At 71.7% G+C, this 12,888-nt stretch carries 12 protein-coding genes; 4 read left to right on the top strand and 8 right to left on the bottom strand.

What is annotated here, in order from left to right; genetic code table 11:
- Positions 1-56: 56 nt before the first annotated feature.
- From OG538_RS20690 to OG538_RS20680, 3 genes are all read right to left on the bottom strand, one after another.
- Positions 57-833 (bottom strand): ABC transporter permease, encoded by a 777-nt coding sequence (locus tag OG538_RS20690; RefSeq protein WP_406095694.1) that lies wholly within the window; start codon positions 831-833, stop codon positions 57-59.
- Positions 830-1,597: an ABC transporter ATP-binding protein gene (locus tag OG538_RS20685; protein ID WP_406095692.1), complete on the bottom strand. Its 768-nt coding sequence runs from the start codon at positions 1,595-1,597 to the stop codon at positions 830-832. Before OG538_RS20685 ends, OG538_RS20690 begins: the two co-directional genes overlap by 4 nt.
- A gap of 97 nt (positions 1,598-1,694) precedes the next feature.
- Positions 1,695-2,267 carry a hypothetical protein gene (locus tag OG538_RS20680; protein WP_406095690.1) on the bottom strand — a complete coding sequence of 191 codons (573 nt, stop codon included), beginning with the start codon at positions 2,265-2,267 and terminating at the stop codon, positions 1,695-1,697.
- Positions 2,268-2,702: 435 nt separating this feature from the next.
- Between OG538_RS20680 and OG538_RS20675 the strand changes: the two genes are divergently transcribed.
- The 3 genes from OG538_RS20675 to OG538_RS20665 are packed head-to-tail and all read left to right on the top strand — an operon-like array spanning position 2,703 to position 5,010.
- Positions 2,703-3,059 carry a hypothetical protein gene (locus tag OG538_RS20675; RefSeq protein ID WP_406095688.1) on the top strand — a complete coding sequence of 119 codons (357 nt, stop codon included), beginning with the start codon at positions 2,703-2,705 and terminating at the stop codon, positions 3,057-3,059.
- A 30-nt stretch (positions 3,060-3,089) separates the two neighbouring features.
- Positions 3,090-4,019, top strand: a complete 930-nt coding sequence (locus tag OG538_RS20670; RefSeq protein WP_406095686.1) for a hypothetical protein — start codon at positions 3,090-3,092, stop codon at positions 4,017-4,019.
- 10 nt (positions 4,020-4,029) lie between these two features.
- The gene (locus OG538_RS20665; protein ID WP_406095684.1) at positions 4,030-5,010 is read left to right on the top strand and encodes a hypothetical protein; all 981 of its coding nucleotides are present in this window, start codon (positions 4,030-4,032) and stop codon (positions 5,008-5,010) included.
- A gap of 326 nt (positions 5,011-5,336) precedes the next feature.
- On the opposite strand, the gene ilvD is transcribed toward OG538_RS20665, so the two are convergent.
- The 4 genes from ilvD to OG538_RS20645 form a co-directional block, all read right to left on the bottom strand.
- Positions 5,337-7,187: a dihydroxy-acid dehydratase gene (gene ilvD / locus OG538_RS20660; protein ID WP_406095682.1), complete on the bottom strand. Its 1,851-nt coding sequence runs from the start codon at positions 7,185-7,187 to the stop codon at positions 5,337-5,339.
- A 171-nt stretch (positions 7,188-7,358) separates the two neighbouring features.
- Positions 7,359-8,042 carry a TetR family transcriptional regulator gene (locus OG538_RS20655; RefSeq protein ID WP_406095680.1) on the bottom strand — a complete coding sequence of 228 codons (684 nt, stop codon included), beginning with the start codon at positions 8,040-8,042 and terminating at the stop codon, positions 7,359-7,361.
- A complete protein-coding gene (locus tag OG538_RS20650) occupies positions 8,039-8,863 on the bottom strand; it encodes a sugar phosphate isomerase/epimerase family protein (RefSeq protein ID WP_406095678.1) in 825 nt (274 codons plus the stop codon). Before OG538_RS20650 ends, OG538_RS20655 begins: the two co-directional genes overlap by 4 nt.
- Positions 8,864-8,956: 93 nt before the next feature.
- Positions 8,957-9,907, bottom strand: coding sequence for a Ppx/GppA family phosphatase (locus OG538_RS20645; protein WP_406095676.1), 951 nt, complete (start codon positions 9,905-9,907; stop codon positions 8,957-8,959).
- A 95-nt stretch (positions 9,908-10,002) separates the two neighbouring features.
- Between OG538_RS20645 and OG538_RS20640 the strand changes: the two genes are divergently transcribed.
- Complete coding sequence (locus OG538_RS20640) at positions 10,003-10,842, top strand: hypothetical protein (protein WP_406095674.1); 840 nt, start codon at positions 10,003-10,005, stop codon at positions 10,840-10,842.
- A gap of 19 nt (positions 10,843-10,861) precedes the next feature.
- Here OG538_RS20640 and OG538_RS20635 read toward each other — a convergent pair whose 3' ends face one another.
- The gene (locus tag OG538_RS20635) at positions 10,862-12,739 is read right to left on the bottom strand and encodes a BACON domain-containing protein (protein ID WP_406095672.1); all 1,878 of its coding nucleotides are present in this window, start codon (positions 12,737-12,739) and stop codon (positions 10,862-10,864) included.
- Positions 12,740-12,888: the final 149 nt, after the last annotated feature.

The raw sequence follows: 12,888 nt of genomic DNA, 5'->3' as shown, positions 1-12,888 counted from the left end.
CTTCACCCTCCGGGCGGTGCTCACGGTTCTCGTGGCGCCATCCTCGCACCGGCCCGTCAGGCGGTGCGTCGGCGGAGGGTGGCCGCGCCGAGGGCGAGGACGAGGAGGGCGCAGCCCGCCACGATCACGATGTCGCGGACGAAGTCGCCGGTGATCGCGGTGTGGTGGAGGACCTCGTTCATGCCGTCGACGGCGTACGACATGGGCAGCACGTTGGAGATCGCTTCGAGGGCGGGTGCCATCCGGTCACGGGCGATGAAGAGTCCGCAGAGCAGGAGCTGCGGGAAGATCACGGCCGGCATGAACTGGACGGCCTGGAACTCGGAAGCAGCGAAGGCGGAGACGAACAGGCCGAGCGCCGTGCCGAGGAGTGCGTCGAGCAGGGCCACCAGGAGCAGCAGCCACGGCGATCCGGTGACGTCCAGGCCGAGGGCCCAGACCGAGAGGGCCGTGGCCAGGAGCGACTGGACGATGGCGACGGCGCCGAAGGCGAGCGCGTAGCCCGCGATGAGGTCGCCCTTGCCGAGCGGCATGGCGAGGAGGCGTTCCAGGGTGCCCGAGGTGCGTTCGCGCAGAGTGGCGATCGACGTCACCAGGAACATCGTGATCAGCGGGAAGATGCCGAGGAGCGAGGCTCCGATGGAGTCGAAGGTCTGCGGGCTCCCGTCGAACACGTACCGCAGCAGTGTGATCATCACGACCGGGATCAGCAGGAGGAGTGCGATCGTGCGCGGGTCGTGCGTCAACTGGCGAAGGACGCGGCCGGCGGTGGCGAGGGTGCGGGCGGCGCTCAGGGCCGGGGTGCCGGTGGCGGGCGTGGTGGTCGTGCTCATCGGGCGTTCTCCTGACGGGTGGCGGCCGCGTCGACCAGGTGGAGGAATGCTTCTTCGACGGTGTCCGTGCCTGCGCCCGTGCGCAGGGCCTCGGGGGTGTCGTCGGCGAGGATCTCGCCTTCGCGCATCAGGAGCAGCCGGTGGCAGCGCTCGGCCTCGTCCATGACGTGGGAGGAGACGAGCAGGGTGGTGCCGTGGTCGGCGGCCAGGCGGTGGAAGAGGTTCCAGAGGTCCCGCCGGAGTACCGGGTCGAGGCCGACGGTGGGCTCGTCGAGGACGAGCAGTTCGGGGGTGCCGAGGAGCGCCACGGCGAGGGAGACCCGGGTGCGCTGACCGCCCGAGAGGGCGCCGGCGAGATCGTCGGCGTGGCTGGTGAGGTCGACCTCGGTGACGGCGCGGGCGACGGCCTCGCGGCGGGCGTCCCGGTGGCGGCGGCCCGGCCGGAGGATCGCCGCGAAGTAGTCGAGGTTCTGCCTGACGGTGAGGTCGGTGTAGACGGAGGGTGCCTGGGTGACGTACCCGATGCGTGGACGGAGGCCGGGAGAGCCCGCGGGGCTGCCCAGGACGTCGAGGGTGCCGGTCACCTTGGCCTGGGTGCCGACGACGGCTCGCATGAGGGTGGATTTGCCGCAGCCGGAGGGGCCGAGGAGGCCGGTGATCCTGCCGGGTTCGACGGTGAAGCCGAGCCCTTTCAGGACGGTGCGGCTGCCTCGTACGACGGTGAGGCCACGGGCCTCGATGGCGACGCCCGAAGAATTCATCATGTGATGAATTTTGGTCCGCGCGGGACCCCGTCGTCAAGGGACGGGGCGCGGCAAGAAGCTGTTACGGCCGTCGGGACCCTGAACGGGCCGATTCCGCCTACGTGCGGCGGGGCTTCTTCGCCTTGGGCGCCCTGCGGGCCGCCGGGTTGCCGGTCCGGGACGACCGGCGCTTCGCGAACCGGACCTGGGCCGCCTCGTACTCCGCACGGCGGAGCTTCTCGCCCGGGGCCTCGGTGAACGTACGGAAGAAGTACGCGAGGAGCGAGCCGACGAAGCCGATGGTCTTGAGGCCGCGCAGTGTGTCCTCGCGGGCCGGGTCGGCCGGGCGGCGGCTGAAGCCCTCCCACGTCTTACGGAAGGCGACGGCGCTGCAGATGGCGAACATCAGGACGACCAGCATGCCGACGAAACTGCCGATATCGGCGATTTCCAGCCCTTGGTAGGCGAATCGCAGCACGAAGCAGGAGGCGACCGCGGCGGCGAGCGAACCGATGGCCACCCCGGCCCGGCGGAGACCGTAGTGACCGTCGTGGGCGACCCAGGTCGTGCCGAAGAAGCGGATGGGCTCGGGCTGCGGGCCGGGAGCGGTCGTGGGGGCGCCGGTCGGCGTCGCGCCGGACTCGGGGGCGCCGGGAGCCGTGCCGTCGGGGGTGTCGCTGTTCTCGGTCACGGAATCGATTGTCCCAGGGACGGGCCACAACCCGGTGCCGGCAGTCGTGCGCGGTCGATGTCCCCGGCGATCCGGCCGAAACGCTCGCCGGCGCACCTGATCGTGCGGGGTGAGCATGCCGGGGGTGTGGTGGAGCCGCACCTGCCGGGACGGACCCGGTGTCGTGCGGGGACACTACGCGCAGGCGTCGGCGTCCCCCGCCGGACTGCGCGACGGCCGGGCCCGGGCACTGGTGAAGCGTGGGTGGAGTGCCGTGGCGGCGGAACGGGCGGTTCACACCGCGCGCGAAGCCGCGTTGTCTCGCTCACGTGTTCAACTCGCCTGCGCCATGGGAAGACTGACCTCATGAGTGGCCCTGGTGCAAGCTCTTGGCGATCAGTCGCGTGGCGAGTAGTGGTCCCGGTCCTCGTATTCGCGGGCAGTACGACGGCGATGATGACGCTCAGGTTCTCCTGGACCCCGGAGGCCGACGGTGACCGGTGGGCCGTGGCGATGGTCGTCGCCGTGTTCCTGAGCGGGTTGGCGGTCAGCGCTTTCGAGTGGGCACGTGCCGGCGGCAGCCCGCCCGGGACCGACCCGGCCTCGGCCGACAGGCAGGAGGTCACCGCGGGCCGGGACAGCGAGAACATCGTGGCCCGCGGCGACGTCGGTGCCGCCGGGGAGGGAGCGCCTGGACCTGGCGGGCGAAGCGGGTCGGCGGCGCCGCTCGATCAGCGCGTGAAGTCGGGCCGACGCAGCCGGAACATCGTGGCCGGCGGTAACGTCGCGCTTCCGCCGGAGGAGAGGACGTAGCAGCCGGTGGGTGAAGGGGACCGCCGAGAGGTGCATCAGCAGGTCCGCTCCGGCAAGGGGAGTGTCAACACCCTCGCCGCAGGGGACGTGGGCGATATACATGTAACGAACATCTATTACCGGGCGAAACGGGCCGGTGTGATCGCGGCGGTCATGGTCCTCGTCTTCGGCGTGGTCTATCACTTCGCCGGCGACCCGGACGTCAGGGACGCGTTTGCCAGTGGCCCGCCGCTGCGTGCCACGGTCCAGACCAGGGACAGCATGGTGAATCACAACGGGGCGTGGTTCTTCCCGGGAAAGCTGCTGAGCGCAGGACAGAGGCTCCACTTCGGCCGGATGGCCTCAGTCATGTCGAAGCGTTCCGACCGGGCGGACACCTACGAGACGACCACGCTGGTGACCCTTGAGAGCAACCGCAGTCACACCGTCGACATCACGGGCATCCACATCAAGGTCCGCAGCAAGGTGGCCCCGGCCCCGGGCGGGACGCTGCTCGTCTACCCGTCCCAGGGCGAGGACACCAACATCAAGATCGGATTCGACCTCGACGATCCGGTCCCCGTCCCCCGGAACGCCGACTTCGAGGAGAAGGCGTTCGGCGCGCGCTACTTCGACGACCACTCGGTCTCCGTCAAGGAGAGGGAGATCGTGAACTTCGGCTTCACCTTCCAGACCGTCAAGTGGGACGTCACCTACGACATCGTGCTCGATGAGGTCATCGACGGCGAACGGACCACACAGACGCTGTCCAACGGATCCCGGCCGTTCCACACCAGGGGATTCGCCTCGGCCTACGACCAGGCAGTCGCCCCGGACCCTCAGGACGGTTCCTTCGCCGTCACCGGGCGCGCGGACGCGATGGAGGCAATGTGCGGCGACCCGTGCGCGACCCCTCTCGCCCAGGGCACCGGGGCCACGGCGAAGCAGGGGGGATCGGGTGAAGCCGGCCAGGACGAGTAGGCCTCGCAGCATGAAGCTGATGCTGGTCGTCGCCGTGCTCGTGGCCGGTCTCGCCGGGTACGTGGCGAGCCAGTGGGGTGCCCGGGCGCCGCACTCCACCACCCCGCACGCCGTCGCGACGACCCGCGCCCCGGCGAGGTCCGCGACCGCCGTACCGAGCCCCCGCCCCACCGGCGACACACCGTCCGCCTGGTGCGCCGCCGCACCGGACGCGGTCACCGTCCCGCCGCCCAAGGTCGAGCTCCTGTTCTCCACGGCCACCTGGCGCAGCTGCACCACCGGCGTCACGCGCAAGGGAGCCGGAGAGGGAGGCGTCCCGTACGAGATCGACGCGACGCTGCCGGTCTTCTGGTCGGCGAACCCGGCCGTCGACGCGCTCAACTCCAAGATCAGGCGCCACGTCGACAACCACGTCAAGGACTTCCTCGCCGCCGTCGACGACGCCCCGTCCGACGCGGCTCAGGGCGCGGCCTTGACGCTCTCCGAACAGCCCAGGATCAACCAGGTCGGCCGACTGGCCGTGATCCAGTTCACCGGGCAGGTGTACGTCGGCGGTTCCCACGAAGGGGTGATCGACGACTGGATCAACATCAACACGGACACCTGGACGCTTCTCGACAAGGACCAGATCCTTCTTCCCGCCGCCCGGCAGGACGAGGGTGCCACCCGGCTGGCCGAGCTGATCGCCCCGAAGATCATGGGCACGGACAGTTCCTGCACCACGGACGCGGCAGCCCTGCTCGCCGGCGGCCAGATGCCCGAGGGAACGGTCACGCCCGGCAGTTATCAGAAGAAGATGGAGACGGGCCTGCAGTTCGGCGGCGAATTGGTCGTCGACTTCCCCCCTTACTACCTCTTCGCCTATGGCTGCGGTGTCGGCTCCGCCACGCTCGATCTCCGCGATCTCGTCGGCCTGATCAACCCGGACACGGTCGCCCTGGCCACGGCGACCGTCGCACCCGAGGTGGCCCCCTCACCGTTCACCGGCTGAGCCGAGCGCTGGGATCTGGCGGACCGCGAGGCCGCGGAACGCGGCCGTGATGACCGGGTGGGGCGCTCGGAATGCGGCCGTGAAGACCGGGTGGGGCGCTCGGCCTCGGTCTCCACCGACTCCGGGGCGTGCCCGCGGAGCGGGTCGGCGGGGAGGGAGCGCACCCTCGCGTCCCGGTCCTGCGCATGGCCGTCGCTGTGCACACCGGCCGGGCGCCGGTGGGTGGCCGCCGGCGCCTTCGGCGCGCAGCAGGCCGCACGTCGTCGGCCGACGCCCCGCATGCCGCGTCCGGCCCCTCCGGAGAGGGGCCGGACGCGGGAAGAGGCTCAGCCCAGCTTGGAGACGTCGCGGACGGCGCCGCGGTCCGCGCTCGTCGCCATGGCCGCGTAGGCGCGCAGCGCCGCCGAGACCTTGCGCTCGCGGTTCTTGGGCGCGTACACGCCGTTCAAGGCCTCCCGGCGGGTGGCCAGGTCGGCGTCGGACACGAGGAGCTCGATCGAGCGGTTCGGGATGTCGATCCGGATCCGGTCACCGTCCTCGACCAGCGCGATCGTGCCGCCGGACGCCGCCTCGGGCGAGGCGTGACCGATGGACAGGCCCGAGGTGCCGCCCGAGAAGCGGCCGTCGGTGATCAGCGCGCAGGTCTTGCCGAGACCGCGGCCCTTGAGGAAGGAGGTGGGGTAGAGCATCTCCTGCATGCCGGGGCCGCCGCGCGGGCCCTCGTAACGGATGACGACGACGTCGCCGTGCGAGATCTCCTTGCGGAGGATCTTGTCGACGGCCTCCTCCTGGGACTCGCAGACGACCGCCGGGCCCTCGAAGGTCCAGATGGACTCGTCGACGCCGGCCGTCTTCACGACGCAGCCGTCCACGGCGATGTTCCCCTTGAGGACCGCCAGGCCGCCGTCCTTGGAGTACGCGTGCGCCACGTCGCGGATGCAGCCGCCGGCCGCGTCCAGGTCGAGCGTGTCCCAGCGCTCGGACTGCGAGAAGGCGGTCGCGGAACGGACGCAGCCCGGGGCCGCGTGCCACAGCTCGACGGCCTCGGGGGACGGCGAGCCGCCGCGGATGTCCCAGTTCTTGAGCCACTCGGCGAGGGTGTCGGAGTGCACCGAGTGCACGTCCTCGTTGAGCAGACCCCCGCGGTGGAGCTCACCGAGGAGGGCGGGGATGCCGCCGGCCCGGTGGACGTCCTCCATGTAGTACGTACCGCCGGGGGCCACATTGGGGGCGACCTTGGAGAGGCACGGGACCCGGCGCGAGACCTCGTTGATGTCGTCGAGGTCGTACGCCAGCTCCGCCTCCTCGGCGGCGGCCAGCAAGTGCAGGATCGTGTTGGTCGAACCGCCCATGGCGATGTCCAGCGCCATCGCGTTGTCGAACGCGGCGCGGGTGCCGATGGCGCGCGGCAGGACCGTCTCGTCGTCCTGCTCGTAGTAGCGCTTGGTGATCTCGACGACCGTGCGGCCGGCGTCCTCGTACAGGGCCCTGCGGGCGGTGTGCGTGGCGAGGACGGAGCCGTTGCCGGGGAGGGAGAGGCCGAGGACCTCGGTCAGGCAGTTCATCGAGTTGGCGGTGAACATGCCGGAACAGCTGCCGCAGGTGGGGCAGGCGTTCTCCTCGATGCGGAGGATGTCCTCGTCGGAGATGCTCTCGTCGACCGCGTCGCTGATCGCGTTGACCAGGTCGAGCTTGCGGACCGTGCCGTCGACCAGGGTGGCCTTGCCGGCCTCCATGGGACCGCCGGAGACGAAGACCGTCGGGATGTTGAGGCGCATCGCGGCCATCAGCATGCCCGGGGTGATCTTGTCGCAGTTCGAGATGCAGATCAGCGCGTCGGCGCAGTGCGCCTCGACCATGTACTCCACGCTGTCGGCGATGAGGTCGCGGGAGGGCAGGCTGTAGAGCATGCCGCCGTGGCCCATGGCGATGCCGTCGTCCACCGCGATCGTGTTGAACTCACGGGGGACCGCGCCCGCCGCCTTGATCGCGTCGGAGACGATGCGGCCGACCGGGGCGAGGTGGGTGTGGCCGGGGACGAACTCGGTGAACGAGTTGGCGACCGCGATGATCGGCTTGCCGATGTCCTCGCTCGCTACGCCCGAGGCGCGCATAAGGGCGCGGGCGCCCGCCATGTTGCGGCCGTGGGTGACAGTGCGGGACCTCAGCTGCGGCATCGTCTCTCGCTCCTTCGACAGAAAAGACTGGCTTCGAGCGTACGCCTCCGGTGCCAGGATCTGGACACGGTGTCCGGAATGCGGGACGAGGTGCTCAGGGAGTGGGCGGTGGGGTGGGGCCGGTGGTGGTGCGGGCGGTGGGGATGCCGGGCTCCGCCCGGGCCCCGCTCCTCAATCGCCGGAGGGACCTGAAGGGCCCGAGGGACCTGCGTCGCCCGGGGCGCCGGAGGGGCTGGGGTCTGTCAGGTAGCGCTGCAGGGTCGGGGCCACCATGGCGATGATCTTCTCCGGGTCCGCCGATGCCAGCGGCTCCGCCCGGAGCACGTACCGCAGCATCGCGATGCCCACCATGTGCGAGGCCGCAAGCTCCGCACGGAAGGTGGGGTCGGGTACGTCCAGCTGGTCCGCGATCCGTCCCAGCAGGCGCCGCAGGACGAAACCGCGCAGGACGTTCGCCGCCGCCTCGTGCGTCAGCGCCGAGCGCATGACCGCCAGCAGCGGGGTCCTGGACGCCGGGCTCTCCCAGACCGCGATGAAGTAGCGGGCCAGCCGCTCCCCCAGACCGTCCTTGTCACTGCCCAGAATGGCGGGGACCGCCAGGGCGGGCTCGAAGGAGAGCTCGATCGCGGCGGCGAACACCTCGTCCTTCGTGCCGAAGTAGTGGTGGACCAGCGCGGCGTCCACACCCGCCGCCTTCGCGATGCCGCGGACCGACGTCTTGTCGTAGCCGCGTGCGGCGAATTCGGTGCGGGCGGCCTCCAGGATGCGGGTGCGCGCGTCGGGCCCGGCCGTCGCCGTCGTGCGGGAGGGGCGGCCGCGGCGCCTGGGGCCCGGGGTCTCGGCGTCCGGCGTCATGGGCGCGGCACCTGCGCCGAGGAGGCGAGGTGCAGCCGGGTGAAGGCGAGCGCCTCGGCCAGGTCGGCCTCGCGTTCGGCAGAGGACATCGCACGGCGGGTGTTGACCTCGATGACGACATGGCCGTCGAAGCCGGTACGGGCCAGCCGCTCCAGCAGCTCGGCACAGGGCTGGTCGCCCCGGCCCGGCACCAGGTGCTCGTCCTTGCCGGAACCCCTGCCGTCGGCCAGGTGGACGTGGGCCAGCCGGTCCCCCATCCGGTCGACCATGGCCATGCCGTCCGTGCGCGCCGTCGAGGTGTGCGACAGGTCGACCGTGAAGTGGCGGTAGTCGTCGTTGGTGACGTCCCAGTCGGGGGCGTACGCGAGCATCTCGCGGTCCCGGTAGCGCCAGGGGTACATGTTCTCGACAGCGAAGCGCACATCGGTCTCGTCCGCCATCCGCCAGATCCCGGTGACGAAGTCACGCGCGTAACCCCGCTGCCAGCGGAACGGCGGGTGGACCACGACGGTCGACGCACCGAGCTTCTCGGCCGCGGCGCGCGCCCGCTGGAGCTTCACCCAGGGATCGGTGGACCAGACCCGCTGCGTGATCAGCAGGCAGGGGGCGTGAACGGCCAGGATCGGCACCTGGTGGTAGTCCGACAGCCGGCGCAGGGCCTCGATGTCCTGGCTGACGGGGTCGGTCCAGACCATGACCTCGACGCCGTCGTACCCGAGGCGCGCGGCGATCTCGAAGGCCGTCGCCGTCGACTCCGGATAGACCGAGGCCGTCGACAGGGCGACCTTCGCATCCGGGATGCGCACCACTGGTTCTGCCACGCAGACAGCGTAAGGGCAGCCGTGCGCAGCGCCGAGGGAGTCCGGCGGAAAGTGAGAAGGACCATGACGGTGGCACGCCCCGGGGCGGCCCCGTCAGTTCAGGGCCACGTCCTCGGTGGACGGCAGGTGGTCCAGGCGGCGCAGGATCACTCCCTCGCGCAGCGCCCAGGGGCAGATCTCCAGGTCCTCGACGCCCAGGAGGTCCATCGCACCCTCCGCGACCAGGGCTCCGGCGAGCAGCTGGGCGGACCGGCCCTCGGAGACGCCCGGCAGGTTCCCGCGCTCCTCGACCGACATCGCGGCCAGCTTCGGCACCCACTCCTCCAGGGCCTTGCGGCTGAGGGCCCGCTGCACGTACTGCCCCTCGGTGGACCGTGCGGCGCCCGCGATCCTGGCGAGCTGCTTGAAGGTCTTGGACGTCGCCACGACGTGGTCGGGGCGACCGAATCGGGTGAACTCACCCACACTGCGGGCGATCCGCGCCCGCACATGGCGGCGCAGCTCCTTCACCTCCGCCGGGTCCGGCGGATCGCCCGGCAGCCAGCCGGCCGTGAGGCGGCCCGCGCCGAGCGGCAGGGACACCGCCGCGTCGGGTTCTTCGTCGATGCCGAAGGCGATCTCCAACGAACCGCCGCCGATGTCCAGGAGCAGCAGCTTTCCCGCCGACCAGCCGAACCAGCGCCGCGCGGCCAGGAAGGTGAGGCGGGCCTCCTCCGTGCCGCTGAGGACGGCGAGGTCGACGCCCGTCTCGTCGCGCACCCGGGCCAGCACCTTGTCGGCGTTGCTCGCCTCCCGTACCGCCGAGGTGGCGAACGCCAGCACGTCCTCGCACCCCTTGTCCTCGGCGGCCTGGAGCGCACCAGCGATCGTCGTCACCAGCCGGTCCACGCCGAGCGGGCCGATCGCCCCGTTCTCGTCGAGGAGCTCGGCCAGCCGCAGCTCCGCCTTGTGCGAGTGCGCGGGCAGCGGGCGGGCGCCGGGGTGCGCGTCGACCACCAGCAGATGAACCGTGTTCGACCCCACGTCGAGGACTCCGAGTCTCATACGCAGAACGCTACTGCGGCTGTGAAGGGCAACGGACCGGCGCATACCTCGCCGCCGTGCCCCGTCCATGCGCCGGTCGGTCTTACTCTGGGCGCGTGCCAAAGACGAAAAAGGCGAAGCCGGGCAAAGTCACGAAGAAGCCGACCAAGAAGCAGGAGATGCAGCAGCCGCAGACAGAGGGGCCGGACGGGTCCGACGAGACGGGGATCGACTTCGCGCGGGCGTGGGTGGAGTTCCCGGACCCCGCCGACGACGAGCAGGTCTTCCGCTGTGACCTGACCTGGCTGACATCCAGGTGGACCTGCATCTTCGGCAGTGGGTGCCAGGGCATCCAGGCCGGTCGCGCGGACGACGGCTGCTGCACGCTGGGCGCCCACTTCTCGGACGAGGACGACGAGAAGCGGGTGGCCGGTCACGTGGCCCGGCTCACCCCGGAGCTGTGGCAGTTCCACGACGTGGGTACGGAATCGGGCTGGGTCCAGACCGATGACGACGGGGAACGGCAGACGCGGCGCTGGGAGGGGTCCTGCATCTTCCAGAACCGTCCCGGCTTCGCGGCGGGGGCCGGCTGTTCCCTGCACATCCTGGCGCTGCGGGAGGGCAAGGAGCCCCTGGAGACCAAGCCGGACGTGTGCTGGCAGCTCCCGGTACGGCGGACGTACGACTGGATCGACCGGCCCGACGACACGCGTGTGCTCCAGGTGTCGATCGGTGAGTACGACCGCCGGGGCTGGGGGCCGGGCGGACACGACCTGCACTGGTGGTGCACGTCGGCGACGTCGGCGCACGGCGCCGGTGAGCCGGTGTACGTGTCGTACCGGCCGGAACTCACGGAGCTGATGGGCAAGCAGGCGTACGACCGGCTGGTCGAACTGTGCGAGGAGCGGCTCTCCTCGCTGCTGCCGATGGCGCCCCACCCGGCGGACCCCGCGTAGTGCCTCGGGTCCGGGCCCGTCAGTCCGCCGCCGGCGGAGTGCTCGGGTCCGGACCCGGTTCGGTGGGGGCCGGCGAGTCCGTCGGGTCCGGGGACGGGCTCGGGGAACCCGGGTCCGTCGGGGTCGGGGTGGTACCCGTCGGATCGGGTGTCGGTGTGGGCGTCGGACGGGGATCCGGCGAGGACGGCGACGGTTCCTCCGGGACGGGCGGGTGCGGGCGGGCCGGCCGGCTCGGATGCGGCCGCGGCGCCGCCGTCGGCGCCCGGCCCCCGTACCCGTGCATCGCCACGACCGAACCCGACGGGGCGACGGCGATCCGTGCCGTCCAGTACCCGGCCGGTTCGCGTGTGTGGTCCACCACGACGCGGAGCGTGATGCTCTCGCCCGCTGCGAGCGTGCCCGACGTGGTACTCAGGCGTAGCCAGGACTGACCCGTGCCGGCCGACCAGACGACCGGGCCCGACCTCGACGCGGTGAGCGTGATCGTCGTCGTGCCGCCGGACGACCGGGCCTCGACGGTGAGGCGCCCGACGCCGGACACGCCCCGGTCCGGGTCCGGACCCGCGCTGATGACCTCGGCCGAGACGTCGGGGAGGCGGTCGCCGTCCGTGAAGCCGGGGCCGGGCTCGGGGCGGGCGTTGCCCGCGTTCTCGTAGTGGCCGTACGGGTCGTCGGCCCCGTGGCCGCCGCCCGTCTCCGTCGCGGTCACCGCCGAACCGTCGTGCCCTTCGCCGGTGAGCGGTGCGCCCCGGTAGGCGGACCACAGGGCGATCACGGGCGCCGCGACGACCGTGGCGACCACCGTCGTCGTCATGACCCTGGACCGCAGCCGGTCCCGGCGTGCGGCGTGGTCCTTCGGGTCCATGGGAAAGCCCGTCCGGTCGAACCGGGGAGTGGCGGACCGATTCTTCTGATGCTTCTGGGCATGCATCATCGCCACGTAGGCGGAGGGCCGCGGCGCCTCGACGACCGCCAGCGCGGCCGCGGGCGTGACCGCGGCCCCCGGCCACGGGCCCTCGGCGCCGGCCCGCTCGGCCGCGCGGCGGCAGCTCGGGCAGTCGTCCACATGCCGCACGAGCTCACGGCGCAGGGTGGCGGAGAGCAGCACGCGATGGTCGCCGGTGAGCCTGCCGACCGCGGGGCAGTTGCCCTTCTCCACGACGGCGAGGGCGGCCCTCGTCCGCTCCACCTCGCAGGCGGCCGCGGCCAGCAGCTCCCGGGCGGTCGCGGGCTCCAGCCCGAGGACGGCGGCGACCGCGCGCGGGGTGAGCCGGTGGCGTACCGCGAGCTCCAGCGCCTCACGCTGTTCGGGAGTGGTGCCCGCCGCTTCGGGCCAGGCCAGCTGGGCCAGCTCGCGGCGGTGCGCCTCGGCGGCCGCGGGGCCCTCCACGGACCCGGCGGGCAGGTGGGACGCGGCGGGCCGGGGCGCGGGGGGTGGTGCGGAGGCGGTCTTCGCGGAGTGCGCGGACACCGGCGTGCGCCGTCCCGCGCGGAGTGTCGGAGCAGCGGGGCCGCGATGGTCGCCCTGCGCCCTGGCCGACTGCCCGCGCGTCCGCGAACCTTCGGGCCTGCGGTGGGCCTGCCTGCCCTGCTTCTGCTCGCCGAGCCTGCGCAGGCACATCCACCTGGCCAGCGCGTACAGCCAGGTTTTACGTTCCTCCTCGCCGGTGGGACACCGGCCGCCCTGCCGCTCGGCCAGCGCCAGTACGCCGCCGAGCGCCTCGGTGGCGGCGTCGTGGTCGCAGAGCACGGAGAGGCAGTACGTGAACAGGCCGTCGAGATGCGGCTCGTAACGGGCGGGAGGCTGCTTCGACTTCGGCGAGGAATGGGGCGCGTGGTGCTGCGCCCGGTGTGCGCCGGGGGTGTTCGTCGGGGTCTCCAGCCTGCTGCTCGTCACCTTGCGACCGTAGGCAGGGCAGGGCATACCCCTTGCACCCCTTGAGCACATTTAACCCTTACGGGTGAACGTATCGCTCAATAAGGGACGGGAATCAACGATTCCGCGCCCACGACCGGTGTGCTCGCCCCCTGCGCACACCGCGCCGG

It is taken from the genome of Streptomyces sp. NBC_01013 (genome assembly GCF_045162765.1).
Classification (GTDB): Bacteria; Actinomycetota; Actinomycetes; order Streptomycetales; family Streptomycetaceae; genus Streptomyces.
Note: the sequence above shows the minus strand (reverse complement) of the source record. Positions and strands in the feature narration are given on the sequence as shown.

Excerpts from the sequence above, each read along its gene's own strand:
- OG538_RS20685 (WP_406095692.1), bottom strand. The coding sequence starts at position 1,597 with ATGATGAATTCTTCGGGCGTCGCCATCGAGGCCCGTGGCCTCACCGTC.
- OG538_RS20665 (WP_406095684.1), top strand. The coding sequence starts at position 4,030 with ATGAAGCTGATGCTGGTCGTCGCCGTGCTCGTGGCCGGTCTCGCCGGG.
- OG538_RS20645 (WP_406095676.1), bottom strand. The coding sequence starts at position 9,907 with ATGAGACTCGGAGTCCTCGACGTGGGGTCGAACACGGTTCATCTGCTG.
- OG538_RS20690 (WP_406095694.1), bottom strand. The coding sequence starts at position 833 with ATGAGCACGACCACCACGCCCGCCACCGGCACCCCGGCCCTGAGCGCC.
- OG538_RS20655 (WP_406095680.1), bottom strand. The coding sequence starts at position 8,042 with ATGACGCCGGACGCCGAGACCCCGGGCCCCAGGCGCCGCGGCCGCCCC.
- OG538_RS20675 (WP_406095688.1), top strand. The coding sequence starts at position 2,703 with ATGACGCTCAGGTTCTCCTGGACCCCGGAGGCCGACGGTGACCGGTGG.
- ilvD (WP_406095682.1), bottom strand. The coding sequence starts at position 7,187 with ATGCCGCAGCTGAGGTCCCGCACTGTCACCCACGGCCGCAACATGGCG.